The 13,745-nt window shown below is 63.9% G+C and carries 15 protein-coding genes; 6 read left to right on the top strand and 9 right to left on the bottom strand.

Going from position 1 to position 13,745, the window contains the following annotated elements:
- Nucleotides 1-4 precede the first annotated feature (4 nt).
- Complete coding sequence (locus tag ADBZ9O_RS17375; protein WP_526523955.1) at nt 5-1,015, top strand: zinc-dependent alcohol dehydrogenase; 1,011 nt, start codon at nt 5-7, stop codon at nt 1,013-1,015.
- 6 nt (nt 1,016-1,021) lie between these two features.
- On the opposite strand, the gene ADBZ9O_RS17380 is transcribed toward ADBZ9O_RS17375, so the two are convergent.
- Nucleotides 1,022-3,547 carry a PEP/pyruvate-binding domain-containing protein gene (locus ADBZ9O_RS17380; protein ID WP_526523957.1) on the bottom strand — a complete coding sequence of 842 codons (2,526 nt, stop codon included), beginning with the start codon at nt 3,545-3,547 and terminating at the stop codon, nt 1,022-1,024.
- Complete coding sequence (locus ADBZ9O_RS17385; RefSeq protein WP_526523959.1) at nt 3,544-4,509, bottom strand: DUF7064 domain-containing protein; 966 nt, start codon at nt 4,507-4,509, stop codon at nt 3,544-3,546. The genes ADBZ9O_RS17380 and ADBZ9O_RS17385 overlap by 4 nt, the downstream gene beginning before the upstream one ends.
- A 59-nt stretch (nt 4,510-4,568) precedes the next feature.
- Between ADBZ9O_RS17385 and ADBZ9O_RS17390 the strand changes: the two genes are divergently transcribed.
- Nucleotides 4,569-5,186 carry a TetR/AcrR family transcriptional regulator gene (locus ADBZ9O_RS17390; protein WP_526523961.1) on the top strand — a complete coding sequence of 206 codons (618 nt, stop codon included), beginning with the start codon at nt 4,569-4,571 and terminating at the stop codon, nt 5,184-5,186.
- A gap of 72 nt (nt 5,187-5,258) precedes the next feature.
- Here ADBZ9O_RS17390 and ADBZ9O_RS17395 read toward each other — a convergent pair whose 3' ends face one another.
- Genes ADBZ9O_RS17395 through ADBZ9O_RS17405 form a run of 3 tightly spaced genes read right to left on the bottom strand, consistent with a single transcriptional unit; the run spans nt 5,259 to nt 7,113 of the window.
- A complete protein-coding gene (locus ADBZ9O_RS17395) occupies nt 5,259-5,828 on the bottom strand; it encodes a TetR/AcrR family transcriptional regulator (RefSeq protein ID WP_526523963.1) in 570 nt (189 codons plus the stop codon).
- Complete coding sequence (locus tag ADBZ9O_RS17400) at nt 5,825-6,256, bottom strand: nuclear transport factor 2 family protein (RefSeq protein WP_526523965.1); 432 nt, start codon at nt 6,254-6,256, stop codon at nt 5,825-5,827. The genes ADBZ9O_RS17395 and ADBZ9O_RS17400 overlap by 4 nt, the downstream gene beginning before the upstream one ends.
- 41 nt (nt 6,257-6,297) lie before the next feature.
- Complete coding sequence (locus ADBZ9O_RS17405) at nt 6,298-7,113, bottom strand: class I SAM-dependent methyltransferase (protein ID WP_526523967.1); 816 nt, start codon at nt 7,111-7,113, stop codon at nt 6,298-6,300.
- Between the two features lie 154 nt (nt 7,114-7,267).
- On the opposite strand from ADBZ9O_RS17405, the gene ADBZ9O_RS17410 reads away from it, so the two are divergent.
- Nucleotides 7,268-7,822 (top strand): TetR/AcrR family transcriptional regulator, encoded by a 555-nt coding sequence (locus tag ADBZ9O_RS17410; protein WP_526523969.1) that lies wholly within the window; start codon nt 7,268-7,270, stop codon nt 7,820-7,822.
- 7 nt (nt 7,823-7,829) lie between these two features.
- On the opposite strand, the gene ADBZ9O_RS17415 is transcribed toward ADBZ9O_RS17410, so the two are convergent.
- Nucleotides 7,830-9,014: a glycoside hydrolase family 5 protein gene (locus ADBZ9O_RS17415; protein ID WP_526523971.1), complete on the bottom strand. Its 1,185-nt coding sequence runs from the start codon at nt 9,012-9,014 to the stop codon at nt 7,830-7,832.
- Between the two features lie 412 nt (nt 9,015-9,426).
- Between ADBZ9O_RS17415 and ADBZ9O_RS17420 the strand changes: the two genes are divergently transcribed.
- Together ADBZ9O_RS17420 and ADBZ9O_RS17425 are read left to right on the top strand one after the other, a co-directional pair.
- Entirely contained in the window at nt 9,427-10,656 is a 1,230-nt protein-coding gene (locus ADBZ9O_RS17420; protein WP_526523973.1) for an MFS transporter, read from the top strand.
- Nucleotides 10,657-10,679: 23 nt separating this feature from the next.
- Entirely contained in the window at nt 10,680-11,093 is a 414-nt protein-coding gene (locus ADBZ9O_RS17425; RefSeq protein WP_526523975.1) for an ester cyclase, read from the top strand.
- Nucleotides 11,094-11,108: 15 nt separating this feature from the next.
- On the opposite strand, the gene ADBZ9O_RS17430 is transcribed toward ADBZ9O_RS17425, so the two are convergent.
- From ADBZ9O_RS17430 to ADBZ9O_RS17440, 3 genes are read right to left on the bottom strand one after another with little or no spacing between them, the layout of a single operon-like run.
- Nucleotides 11,109-11,792, bottom strand: a complete 684-nt coding sequence (locus ADBZ9O_RS17430) for a VldE C-terminal domain-containing protein (protein WP_526533244.1) — start codon at nt 11,790-11,792, stop codon at nt 11,109-11,111.
- Nucleotides 11,793-11,839: 47 nt separating this feature from the next.
- Nucleotides 11,840-12,337, bottom strand: a complete 498-nt coding sequence (locus tag ADBZ9O_RS17435) for a nitroreductase/quinone reductase family protein (RefSeq protein WP_526523977.1) — start codon at nt 12,335-12,337, stop codon at nt 11,840-11,842.
- Nucleotides 12,338-12,354: 17 nt separating this feature from the next.
- Nucleotides 12,355-12,669 (bottom strand): hypothetical protein, encoded by a 315-nt coding sequence (locus tag ADBZ9O_RS17440; RefSeq protein WP_526523979.1) that lies wholly within the window; start codon nt 12,667-12,669, stop codon nt 12,355-12,357.
- 330 nt (nt 12,670-12,999) lie between these two features.
- Here ADBZ9O_RS17440 and ADBZ9O_RS17445 point away from each other — a divergent pair, with 330 nt between their 5' ends.
- Entirely contained in the window at nt 13,000-13,740 is a 741-nt protein-coding gene (locus tag ADBZ9O_RS17445; RefSeq protein ID WP_526523981.1) for a TMEM165/GDT1 family protein, read from the top strand.
- The last annotated feature ends 5 nt before the right edge of the window (nt 13,741-13,745 follow it).

The following is a 13,745-nucleotide window of genomic DNA, read 5'->3' on the forward strand; positions in this document are numbered from 1 at the left end:
CCTGATGATCGCCGCACGACTGCACGCAGTAGGAGACCTGCGGGTTGCCGATGAACCCGATCCTGGCGCAGCACCCCCTGGCTGGTCACTGCTCGCCATCACCTCGGTGGGCATCTGCGGATCGGACCTGCACTGGTTCACCGACGGTGGGATCGGCGAGAACCGCATCGAGCACCCCGTCGTACCGGGACACGAATTCGCCGCACTGGCCGTCACCGGTCCGCACGCCGGCCGGCGGGTGGCCGTTGACCCTGCCATACCGTGCGGTACGTGCGAAATGTGTCGGCTCGGTCACCACAATCTCTGCCCAACCGTGCAATTCGCCGGGCACGGGACGTTGGACGGGGCGCTTGCCCAGTACCTGGTGTGGCCGGATCACCTCTTGCACCCATTACCTGACGAACTCAGCGACGACGCCGGCGCGATGTTGGAACCTCTGGGCGTCGCCATTCACGCGGTCGGAGTCAGTCATCTACAGCCGGGTGCCGACGTGCTGGTGGTCGGTGCGGGGCCGATCGGGCTGCTCGCGGTTCAAGTGGCCATCCGCAGCGGGGCATCGCGGGTGTTCGTGACCGAGCCACTCGCACATCGGCGGGCCAGTGCGCTCCGCAGTGGCGCAAATGCGGTGTGGTCACCTGAGCAGGGCGCTGACGAGGTGATCGAGGTAACCAACGGACGGGGCGTCGATGTTGTCATCGAGCTGGCCGGAACCGACGCCGGAATCGCTACCGCCGTGGCGGCCATCAAGCCCGGGGGACGGGTGGCCCTGGCCGGCATCCCCTCGGAGGACACCTCGGCGTTCCCGGCCGCCGCAGCTCGGCGCAAGGGCCTGACATTTGCGATGGTGCGCCGCATGAAGGACACCTACCCGCGGGCGATCGAGTTGGCCACCGGCGGTATCGATCTCGATCTGCTGGTGACCGAGCGGTATCCACTTGTCGAGGTGGCCAAGGCTTTCAGTGCCGCGGCACAGCGTCAGGGGGATAAAGTCGTCGTGGCCGTGTCGGGCAGTTGAGCGCCTTTAGTTGATGGTCACTGAGCCGGTGCGGCCGTCCACGGTGACTTCGGCTCGGTCTTCGATCGTCGTGGTGGCACCGGTGATCCCGCCGATGGCGGGGATGCCGTATTCGCGGGACAGGATCGCGCCGTGGCTCAGCTTGCCGCCGGTCTCTACGACGAGCCCGGACAGCAGCGGGAAGACGCTGGTCCACCCTGGGTCGATGTTGGGGGCGACCAAGATATCACCGGCTTCGACCTTCCCGAGGTCTGACAATGTGTGCACGACCCGGGCTGGGCCACGGGCATGCCCATGGCAGAACGTCGTTCCGACGATCGTGCCCTCGGGCAGATCGGTGTGATTGTCTGAGGATCCGGTGTCCGCCTCGGTTTCGACGTCGTCGAAAAGATACGTCGCCGGTAGCCGGCCGGCGTTGCGGGCGAACTCGTCGCGTCTGGCGGCGAGGGTGCCTGCCAGACTTGCGCTGCCGGAACCGCCGGCAATCAGTGCGAAGAACTCCTCACCGCGCAACAGGAAAACATCGTCGGGGTCGGTCAGCACGCCGCGTCGGGTGAGACGCTCCGCCTGTTCGAGGACCAGCGATCGCAGATGGGTGAGTAGATAGTCCAGGTGGTAACGCTGGTTTTCCCGATACCGGGTGTAGTCCTGAACCAGGGCCATCAGGCGGGTCAGGATCGGTTTACGCACCCACTTCGCCGGGCGTCTGCCAAGATTGGCCAGCGCGGCGATCTCGGCTGCTTGACGGCGGTGACGCGACGAATTCGGCTGCGGGCCAGTAGCTGTGGCGTCTGTAACGCGGAGTTGCGCGCGAACGAGTTCGAGGATCAGGTGCGGTTGCTCTCGCCAGCGGGGGCGCCCGATATCGCGGCTGTCGGATCGGTGCCCGTGGCGAGCCAGGAACTCGTCGTAGCGCACCCAGAATGCTGAGCCTGTGGTGTGGGCGCGGACATCCGGGTAGGGCGCGCCATCCCGCATCATGGCGGTGAACGCGGGATCCGTGAGCGCTACGTGGGCCAGGTCGGTGATCTCGGTGTTGATGGTGGCGGTCTTGGTGTCGTCCAGTCCGCTGATGACGTTGTGATAGAGCTCGCCGGATTCATCACCGCACCAACTGATCAGTAGCCGCTCCAGCAGCGCATGCAGGAAGCTGTTGTAGATGGTCATTCCCCAGCGGACGATCCGGAAGTGTTCTTCACCAAAAGCGTTGACCTGATCAAGCTGTCGGCGCCATTCGTCGTCGCTGAGCGCGCAGTAGTCTTGGGTCAGTTTCGGCGTGATGTTCTCTTCGATGGCAGTGCAATGGTTTTGCAGCGCGATGAGATTGCGCTTGAGGCCACTACGTCCGCGATCGCGCCAGGGAGCGAGCGCGAATCCGAGGAGCAGACGGGGGTCCCAGTGTGCGTCTCGAACCCGGGACAGGACCAGCGGCGGGAACCACTGGTCGGCGCCATTGGACCGCATTGACGGCGGCAGCATCCGTAAACCTTCGGCGAAATATGCGCCGCTGAAGTAGGCGTAACCCTGGTGCAGGCGGACCGGGGCCATTCCAGCCATATCGCGACGTCCCTGCAGGGCCGCCATCTCCTTCATGCTCATCTCGATAATCCAGGGCACCATCAGATCTTCGGGCAGCGGCAACGTGCAATCGGAGAGGTACTCGTCACCGAACCGCCGCGACCACACGTCGCCGGGGTCCTCGCTGGGAAGGTTGGTGATCGGTCGATCCTGAAGCGCGAACAGCGCTCCGTCCGCGAAGGCCCATTCGAGGTCACGGCGCGCACCGATCCGATCGGCCACGGTCACCGACATTGCGTGTAGAGCGCGCAATTGCGTTGCAGTCAAACAGAACGCATTGCGCCTTTCGGCGCCGACATCGCGGTGATGGACTTCAGCGTCCCAAACGGCTTCTACTGCTTTGGCGCCCAGGCGCTGACTGCGGACGCTACCGTCGCAGCGGTCGAGCACGAAGTTGTCCGGATCGACGTGGCCCGATACCACGGTTTCACCGAGTCCCCACGCCGCGTCGATGACGAGCTCAGGAGCGAACGGGCGCAACGGGTTTGCCGTCAGTAGCACTCCTGCGACGTCGGGGGTGATCATGCGTTGCAGGATCAGTGCTATGCCCACGGATGTCGATTTTCCGTGAGCTTCCCGATAGGTCTTGGCGCGTTGATCGTCGTAGGACGCCCAGCACTCACGGACCGCGTCACGCAGGCCAGCCAATGAATCCACACCAAGGACGGTTTCGTATACACCGGCGAACGACGCGTCGGCGAGATCTTCGGCGACGGCCGAGCTGCGTACCGCCCACGGCACGCTGGGGAGCAGCTCGTCGACCTCCTTCCACCAGTTCGACAACCCCTGGTCGAGGCAGGCCTCGCGGGCCGACGGCTCCAACGAGGTGTGGGCTGGGATGCACCATGCCTGCGGCACCTGCAGTCCCGCGGCGAGCAGCCGAACCAGGCCTTGGCCCTTCCCGCCGATCGTCTCGATGGGGGCGTCGGTATCGGGAGCCAATGCAATGATCACCGGAACCTCGAAACCACAGCGTCTTTGACCACGGGAAGCAGAGTTGGTAGGCGTTTTATCAGATCGCGTGACCCGGCGTGCCAGGTGTGCTCGATGACGCCGGCACCGGACAGGCGTGAACCGTCCTGGAGGGTCGCGACGAATCGGGCGTGCGTCTCGTGCAGCATCAGACCGCTTTTGAACAGTGGAACCTGACTGGTCCCTCGCGCACTGACGTAGGTCATCACGCCCTCGTCGTCGACGATGGACAGCTCGGCATCGCGGGCGCTGTGCTCTCCGCTGGAGACGTACCGCAGATCGAAACCGGTGACCGCGCGCGAGTGCCCGCGGCGGCTGATGAAACCCGACTGGACGAGTTGGCCGTCGGTGGTCGTTTGCGTCACGGTGAAGGCCAAGTCGTTCCCGAACTGCGCCGAGATCCAATCCCAGCCGCAGATATTGGCCCAATCCCTGGGCCCCCACGATTTGTCGCGGGTACCGAAGCCGGCAATCGGTCGTTCCCTGCCGCGGATCCGGGAACGACCGGACACCGCACCTGGATGTTCGAAGTGTCGATGGGCGATCACCTCGGTGCCGTTATGGCCGAAGTCGTAGGCCGGGGCAAGGGCCGTCCAGGTCAGGTCGATATCGTCGCGTCCCGACAAGGTGATTCGCCACCGCCGCAACGGTTCGTCGCAGCGAAAGGTCAGTCGGCCGATCGTCAGTCCATCGGCGCAACGCAACGCGAGCGGGTCACCGTCGATCGGCTGGTTGACCGCACCGTAGACGAGCTCCCGCCGACCGCCGCGCATGGTGACGACCACCGCGTCAGCCCGCTGCTGGGCGAACCGGTAGCCCAAGCGGGCGAAGCCCAACGCATCGGTGTCGACGTCGACCCAGTTGAAGTAGTAACTCTCCTGCCAGTGCGCCGCGGCACCGGGTGCGTGCAGCTCTTCGTCGGCCGCTGCGATGAGGTAGACCATGCCATCAGTAGAACGTGAGTGATAGCTCGCTTTCAATTCGTGTTCTGTGCCACACTGCGATGATGTCCGTCGTCCGTCCCGGCCCGCGCAAACTGCCGCGGCAGGAGCGCTCGCGGGCGACGGTGGAACGCATCTTGGAGGCTGGTGCTCGCGTACTGATCGCGTACGGATACGACGGTGCCTCCACCAATCGGATCGCCCGGGCGGCCGGGGTCAGCCCCGGTTCGCTCTACCAATACTTCACCGACAAGGACGCCATCATCACGGCCGTCGTGGACCGCTTCGTCGCAGATGTCAGCACGAAAATCTCTACCGTCTTCCGCAGCATGGCCGGGCGCTCACCCGAAGACGGCACGCAGGCCGCGCTCACCACCCTGGTGAATGCCCTGGCCACTCAAGCGGATCTGCTGCGGATCGCCGTGGAAGAGGTCCCTCGCTTCGGTGACACGGATATGTTGGCTGCGCTGCTGGCGCGCGGACGGGACCTCGTCTATCACCAACTGCTCGCCAACCGCAGCCGGCTTCGACACGAAGACCTCGACACCACCTCGTGGTTCGTCGTGCACACCACCACACAGCTGACCATCCGCTACACCGTCGATCGACCACCGATTCCTATCGACCAATTCGTCGACGAACTGAGTCAGCTTCTGCTGCGCTACGTCTACTGCGACTGATCCCGCTCGACTTGTCAGCTCTTCGTTTGACACGAGCCTCGCGTGGCCGCCCCTCTTCCGTCCCCAGGTGCGCTAGCTTCGCGCAGTAAGCGCTAGAAGCTCAGCGCTCCAGGCGATGTCGGTCCGCTTTCCGGGCAACTTCAGCGCCGTGGATACGGTGATCACCAGACCGGTCGCGAAGAAGGTTCGCACCTGGCGCTCATCGGCCCCTGTGAGATCAGAGACCGTACGTTGCAGTTGCAGGTAGCGGCGGGATACGGCGTCCCTGACGATATCGTCCCCGGCCGCCGCGTAGCTCTGCAGCATTACCAGGGCGACGGTGCGGTCGCGTTGCAATAATCGTCGGTAGGCGTCTCCCAGTGTCACCAGCCTGGGACCGTTGCCGTGCGCAGACGTCAGCGTCTCGCTGAAGACTCTGGCGACCCGATCGAAAACTGCATCGACAACCTCGATGAACAGTGCGCGTTTAGAGCCGAACATCTGCACTATGCGCGGATGCGACACCTCGCAGCGGGCTGCGATCGCCTCCAATCGTGCTCCGGCCAGACCCCCTTCGGCGAATTCGATGCTCGCTGCCGCCAGTATTTCCGCGCGCCGTACCGACGCCGGCTTTCGGGTGCCGCGTGTGACGCCGTTGGTCACGTCGCGTCGCCACGCAGCACGCGTCGCACCAGCTTGTGGTCGTAGAGACAGCGGTAGGCACGGATGAGTCCGTCTTCGCCGAACTCCAACCGATCGTCTCCATGCATGAGCAGTGTGCGAGAGGTGTCGGCGAGGGTGCCAGTCATGGTCCACGCCACCACGAGCGCGGGCCGACGAACCTCGATGTAGAGGCCCACCCGGGTGAAGCGGTAGTCCGGAAAGGCTGTGGCCATACCGGTGACGAAATCGCGGATCGAATCACGGCCGTAAACCGTGTCACCAAGTGCGGGCTCGTCATAGATCAAGTCTTCCGCGCACAACGCTGCGACGGCATCGCCGTCGTGGTCGTTCCAGGCGGTCGTCCAACGTGCCAGGAACGCTTCGGCAGCAGTCGGATCGGTGATGGTGGCAGCACTGGTTTGAGTCATCGAACTAACTTACCAGTTTGTAAGGAGGAGCGGTGCCCGTGTCATGTGCGACGCCGCCCGCCCGCCCGGCTGAAGGCCACGCCGATGGTTCCAGGCTGTCCGCGGCGGACGGGTCGGAGGTCGACCTGCAGTGTGGGATCGGCGGCGTGTGCCAAGGCGCGGAAGGCAGCAGGACTGTATGCCCGTAACCCGCTGATGGTCGAGTCGTGCCACACCGCGAGGGTGGCGGCCCACGGGTGAACCATCACCGACATGACTGCCAACCCCACCAACGGGCTCAGGATCAACCTCAGTGGTGACATCCGCTTGAGGTCGACAACTAAGAAGGTGCGCCCGACGCGGGTGGCCTCGGCGATCGCCCTGGCCGCCGTCTCCGGCGGCAGATGGTGAAATGCATTGGCAAGCAACACAACGTCGAAGGAGTTGTCGGGCTCGTCGATGGCGGTAGCGTCGAGGACCTTGGTGGTAACTCTGGCTATCCGACCTAGCGGCTTGCCGGCCACGTTGGCGACAGATTTCGGGTCGAGGTCGCTGATGGTCACCCGCGCCTTCGGGTGCAAGTCCAAAATATGCTCACTCAGGCGGCCGTGGCCCGCGCCCAGCTCCAAGACTCGGGGCTCGTCGATTCCGGCGACACAATCCAGTGCCATCTGCGCAATTGTTCGATGTGCGCCTGTCCTGGTTCCCAATCGGTCCAGCGCAGTGATGACGTACTGCTTGGTCTCGTCCGAAACGTCGTAGCGGTCGGTGTACTCCGGCCGGTTGGTGCTCAGGTGGCGATCGATCCACGAGGCGTCTGGGCCGCCGCGGGGCATAGTCGCAACGTCTGTGGTGGCGAGTGTGCTGGTGTGCACCATGGCTGACCTGCCTTTTGTGTTGATTGCTTAGCACTGCTTTGTTCTTTCGCCATAGTAGGCCGCGATTTGAAGAAACGCAACGTATCTTAAGTTGGTGGGTCAGAATGTCATGGTGAACCGTAGGCGTGGGCCAGTCCTAGAAGATGCAATTCGGGTGGCTGTCATCGAGCAGCTGGACGCGCATGGATACACCGGCCTGACATTCGAAGGTGTCGCTGCGGCGGCAAGTACCGGCAAGACGGTGTTGTACCGGAGGTGGCCGACCAAAGCGCAGATGGTCGTCAGCGCGATCAGTGGAGAATTAGCCTCTGTTGTTGCCGACGTACCCGACACGGGTTCACTCGCGGGCGATCTCACCTCCCTGTTGTCCCAGATGAGGGACGACCTCAGTGATCACAAGCGCAACGCCATCCTGGGCTTGCTCGCCGATCTGGACGACGAGGCGGCTCAGCAGATGCAGAGCCAACTATTCGCCTCCGCGACGCAGATGTTGGCACCGCTTCTGGACGGCGCACGAAGACGCCACGAACTCGGCGGCGCAGAGCTACCTGCGCGGGCTCTGCAATTACCGTTCGACCTCTTAATGCATGACGTGCTGATTCGAGGACGGCTCAGCGACAACGACATTCGCGATATTGTCAGTCAGTGCATCGTGCCGCTGTATTCATCGCTGACTCGCCACCACGCCGACGCCTTGGCAGGCCGATGACGCAAGGTCAGATCGTTGCGGACTGCAGAGCGCGCAGAGTGTCGAACAGGGGGTCCTGGGGGCCGACGTCCATCGTGCATTCGGTGGGCCGCGGATCCGGCACGTAGTTCCACAGCATGACCCCCGCCGACCCCGCTTCACGCTGAGCTTGCACCTTCTGCGCCACGAAGTTCGCCCGGTCGGTCAGCGATCCGCATGAGCCGGCCGGCTGTCCCAGTTCGCCGACCACCAATGGCTTTCCGACCGACTTGGCCTGTTCCAGGCGGCGCTGCACGCCGTTGTGCTCGTCGCCGGACAGCAGAACACCCGTCGGGCCGTAATCGTGGAAGTCGAGAACATTGATCGACGGTGAGTCGGCAACCAGCGTGTAGTCATCGCCCGCCGTTCCACATTGACCGCCACCGGCGAGGCCCGCCCAGATCGGGGTGTGCGAATCCAGTGCGCGGAGCCGGCCACCGGCAGCGTCGAAGAACGAGCGAAGGGTAGCGGCCGCGTCGTCGGGACAGGAGCGCTGCTGCCACTGGCATGCGCTGTCGGAGCAGAAGCTGGTCTCGGGCTCGCCGACGAGTTCCCAGCCCGCCAGGGCGGGCGAGTTCTTCCATCGGGTGACCGCGGTGTCGAGCCAGCGTGCATACGACGCCCCGGTGCTGGCTCGCCACCCGCCGGTGAACCAGTCGTGGTCTTTGAAGACCCCGTCCTCGCAGGCGCCTTCGCCGGAGGCGAGCACCGCGATGAGGAGCTGGCCGTGGCGGCTCGCGGCGGCGAACACTGCGTCGAGCGCCTGAAAATCCTGCATACCGGTGCGCTTGTTGGTGGCCTGTGATTTGAAAGCGTTGAAGCGGGTGACCGAACGGGGCGGCAGTGATCCGAAGTAGTCATCCAGATCGACCTGGGCTCCGCAGCCCTGGTTGACATCCCAATTGGTGCCGAGTTCGTAGGCGTTGAAGCCGGCCGGCCACCACGGGCTGCCATCCAGGGTGAGTGCTCCGTTAGCCGTGCCGACCCGCGCATGCCCCGGCGGTGCCAGCGCCGATGGGGCTGAGCCCGTGTCGTGCACAGGTACTGCTGCAGTAGGGATGGGGCCGGAGTCCGCAGCGTTTGCGTCGGCAAGGATCGAGCCCGAGCCATAGGCATACGCCACAGTCGCGACCAGTACCGCGACCAGAGCGGCGATACTTCCCCGAGCCTTCATAGCCCCCACCCAATTGGAAAGAGTTCGACAAGACCGTGCACTGCAACGTCGCGTCTATACCCACAGCCGGCCTGCAAAAAACCTGGAGACCGGTATCCAATTTTGCTGCGCCCCCGATGGCGAAAATCTATGTCAGCAAAAGCAGGTTTTTTCTACCACGCCTCGGAAGGAACTCGCGACTTTTCGATGGTGATTGCTACAGGTCGAGGCCATATATTGCCCGTTGTCATCGGCCGGACGTCCAATCGTCACGGCGATGACTTATAACTCCGCTTCTCGGCGATGGCGGCACGCGCCGCTAGGCGCCGAGACCGCTCGTATCTGGCGCCGCGATTGCACTGACCCGTGTGCGTTTGACCGGACAAGGTTCTGCGGATAGAAACAGCACGCACACCGTGTGGCAGGAGGATCCTTGACGGTCGCGAAGCAGCTCGCGCCGCTGACGATGAACGGCTCCATACTGCCGGTATCGGCGGGCCTGATCGGTCGATTGCCGCTGAGCATGATGAGCCTTGTCCAGGTTTTTCTGCTCCGCGACAGCGGCTTCGACTATCTCGCGGTGGGTGCCGTCATCGCGGTGAACTCGGCAGGGTCGGCGATATTCGGCCCGCTGATGGGTCGCGTCATCGACCGAGTCGGCCAGACACGAGTCCTGCTACCGCTCGCCGCGTGCTGGCCGCTGTCAGTACTGGCGATGGTGCATTTCGCCACCCAGCATCAGCTCACCGCAACCGTGATATGTGCAGGGTTGGCCGGCATGCTCCTGCCGCCGATGCCCGCCTGCGTGCGTACGGCGTGGCCGGCGCTGCTGCCCACCGCGGAGCTCAGAGAACGCGCCCTGACCCTCGATGCTGTGCTGCAAGAGGTCGTCTTCTTCGCTGGCCCAATTTTGGTCGTATACGCCAATTCGTTTGGCTCACCGACGATATCGGCCTACCTTGCGGCCGGAGCAGGGGCTGTTGGCACCGCGGTATTCGCGAGCTCACAGGCATCGCGCCGACAACGCGGGTCGGGCCGGGACGTGTACGCGACGGCGGAGAAGAAACGTCCACTGCGGGTGCCTGGGGTGCGGACTCTGACCGCGACATTCTTGTTCATCGGTGCCGGCTGGAGCGGTCTGACGTTGGTGATCACGGCGATCACGGCCCACTATGACTACGCGCCCGCCTTCTCGGGCTGGGCGCTGGCACTGTTGTCGGTCGGCTCGGTGATCGGCGGGGTCTGGGCGTCATCAGTCCCGACCAAGGGACGGACGCGACGACGACTTGGCGGGGCACTGATCCTGCACACCGCTCTGCTGGCGCTCATCTTGGTCATTCACGGCGAAGTGCCACTGGCAATACTCATGCTGATCGCGGGGGTGCCGGTCGCGCCCGCTCTCGGCAGTGCGTACACGCTGGTCGGCGACCTCAGCCCGAAAGGCGCTGCCACCGAGGCGTTCACCTGGTTGAGTTCGGCGCTGCTGATCGGTGGGGCGATCGGTGCGGCGACCGTCGGATACGTCGTGGACAGGTCTGGTGTCCCGGCCGGAGTAGCAGTGACCGTGGTATTCACCGGCCTGTCGGCGGTGGTGGTCGCCTGTGGCTGGCGTGGGCTGGTCGCGCAACCGGTGCCCGATGTCATCGACGAAGCTCTCGTCTAACGCTGTCGTGTAGAACTTGTCCCATGTCCGACAACGGCCCAGAACCGACCCGGCTCGACGAATACCAGGCGCTGTACCAGTCGTATCTTCAGCTGTGCAATGCGCACGATTTCGACGGAATGGCGTCGTTCTATACCCCGACGATCACGGTCAACGACGCCCCCATGGACCCGACCGCAGTGAAGGCGCAGTTCGCGCCTTTGATCTCCGCCTTTCCCGACTGGCATTGGGAAATACGGCACATCGTTGTCGACGACGACAACATCGTGGTGCACTTCGCGGTCACCGGCACCCATCGGGGCACATTCCAGGGCATCGAGGCGACGGGCCGTCGGGTGAGCGTTTCGGAGTTCACCCACTATCACCTCGAGAACGGCAAATTCGCAGCGGTATGGGACCTGCTTGATCTGCACGCGTTGGTGAAACAGATCAGCTAGTCAGTTTCTTCATCGTTAGTTTTTCATCGACCCGAGATAGTAGGTCTCGCGCCCGGTCGGATACCCGCCTCCATCGGTGGCGATGTGGACATGGTCGAAATGGTTGGCGGTTTCGTTGCCGTAGTCAGCCGTCCAGCTCGGCGCGCCGATGCCGGGGTAGAAGCCCTGTCGCCAGATCACGTGCAGCACACCCCACCGTTTGGCATTCGCCAGCGCCAACCCGGCGATCTGGTTGCCGAGGTCGATGCCCTCCTGTGAGCTGTGGTTCGGGATCATCACATCGATCGCCAACCCGTTCGGATGCCACTTCAACGGGTCTTGGCGGTACCCGCCGATGGTGGTGATCTCGGGGAACATCACGCTCATGGCGCGGGCCACCCAGATGGTTTTGACCTGTAACCCGCCCTCGGGTGCTACGCCGGCAGGCAGCGAAAACTGGAAATCTTGAGCAGCCACAGGTGCGCTCGCCGCCAACAGTTCGGCTTCGCCAGGCGTAGGCGCATTCGTGGCAGCTTCCGGTGCGGGTGCCAGGGCCGGCGGGCCGGCGGCCACCGTCTTGGCGTCGCTTCTGACCAGCGGATGCGACTCCGTGCTCTGGACGTAGATCATGCCGCTGGCCAGCACCAGCGATGAGGCGAGCGCCAACCAGCGGCCACGGCCGCCAGCTAACACGCCTCTTCTCACGAAGAGCACCCTAATGTCACGGTTGACCTAGCGTGGTGAACTTCGCAAACCCTGTGTGTCGGTCAATCCGCGTCGGCGGTGAACACCTCGATGGGCCGCACCACCTTGAGCATCACCACCGGGATATGCCGAGTCGTGGACAGCTGGTAGGTCAGGTAGGGCGGGTACAGATGGGTCATGTAGGACCACACCTGATGCCGTTCTTCGTACTCGGGTTCGCGCCACGTCGCTTCGAAGGCCTGGGTGGCGATCTGGACGCCGATCTTCTCGCTGTCGCGGATGTTGAGGTACCACGACGGATGCTCGTCGGCGCCACCCTTGGACGCGACGATGACGATCTCGCCGCCGACGTTGCCGTAGATCAGCGGTTTGACGTGCACCTTGCCGGACTTGCGGCCCACGCACTTGATCAGGCAGTGGGTGGTCACCGCGTGACCGCCAACCGAGCTGAGGTCCAGGATGTGGCCCTGGGTACCACCGGAGCTGAGATATGTCTGCAGGTGTTCGTCTGCCCAATCGCCACGGGCGGCCCGAATTGCTGCGGCGTCTGCGTCTGCCATGGGTATTTACTACCAGGTCACTGTGCGAGGGCTGCGAGGGTTTCCGCGCATTGCGGGCACGCCTTCGCAATCTCGGGGTCAAATGGCTCGGGCAATATCAACTGCACGTACTGACCGCATACCGCGCGGAACTCGCGACGGCCGAAGAGGAAGACCGGCTCAGTGGCCCCGGCGATGGTCGCCTGCACCCCGGTCCACGGTTGCGGTCCGAGCACACCGGCGTGCAGGGCATCGATGACTCGCGGCACAGCTGGATCGACGCGACGGTCGACCTCGTCGGCGATCAGCTCGTAGTGCTTGATGGCCGCATACGTACCGACGATCTTCGCCATATCGCCAACCGTACGGGCCCTCGTTCAGAATTATTCGGGTACCCCAACATTTTTTGGATAGGTCCCAAAAAGGCTGCGCCCATGGGCATTTCGATCCGGTCGAGTTGCGCGTCGAGGACCCCTACGCGTAAAGTAGCGACAAGCGAAGGGGAGTAGCCCCCAATCGGATAATCGACATACTGGCCGCGTTGACGAAATCATGTGGCCCGGTTGTCCGAACCGGCGAATGTGCCGGTGGGCGAGACCTTCGGTCGTACAGCCATTTTGGTTGCCGGCCGGAGGCGTCTGAAGACCTCTCCCAAGGCAGCCACCCGAACAGGGAGTGTGTGGGTGCTTTCCGCCTTACTGCTGAGCTTCGCCGTCATCTTCGTCGCCGAGATGGGCGATAAGACCCAGCTCGTCGCAATGATGTTTGCGCTGCGTTACCGCTGGTGGGTGGTGCTCGGCGCCATCACCGCGGCCACCACCGCGGTACACGTGCTTTCGGTTGCGATCGGCCACTATCTCGGCGCGGCGCTACCGACACACCTTCTCGGCATCATCGCCGGTGCCATGTTCGTGTTCTTCGGACTGTGGACCCTGCGCGGCGACAAGCTCAGCGATGAAGAGGCCAGCAAGGCTCAAAAGGCCACTGCGCCCGCCTTTTTCGTGGTGATGTCCGCATTCGTCCTTGCAGAGCTCGGCGATAAGACGATGCTCGCCACCATTACCCTTGCCGCTGAACATGATTGGGTGGGAGTCTGGATCGGTTCCACCATCGGCATGGTCGTCGCCGACGGGCTGGCCATCCTGGTTGGCGCCGTCGCGGGCAAGCACCTGCCGGAGAAGTTGATCCAGGTGGTCGCGGCCGCGCTGTTCTTGATCTTCGGCGCCTACATGCTCATCGAGGGATTCTTCCCGGCCATGTCCGCAGTGACCGCGGGCATCTGCGTTGCCGCCGTGCTCATCATCTGCGGCGGGGTCCTGTTCGCTCTGCCGGAGCGGTTGCGGCCGGCCGCTCTGCGCCCCGACCCTGTACCAGCACCGGAACCAGCCGCCGTCAGCGCCGAAGCCGCGAAACCGACCGACTAGGACCG

Origin of the sequence: Mycobacterium sp., from assembly GCF_965229105.1 — a bacterium.
Taxonomy (GTDB): Bacteria; Actinomycetota; Actinomycetes; order Mycobacteriales; family Mycobacteriaceae; genus Mycobacterium.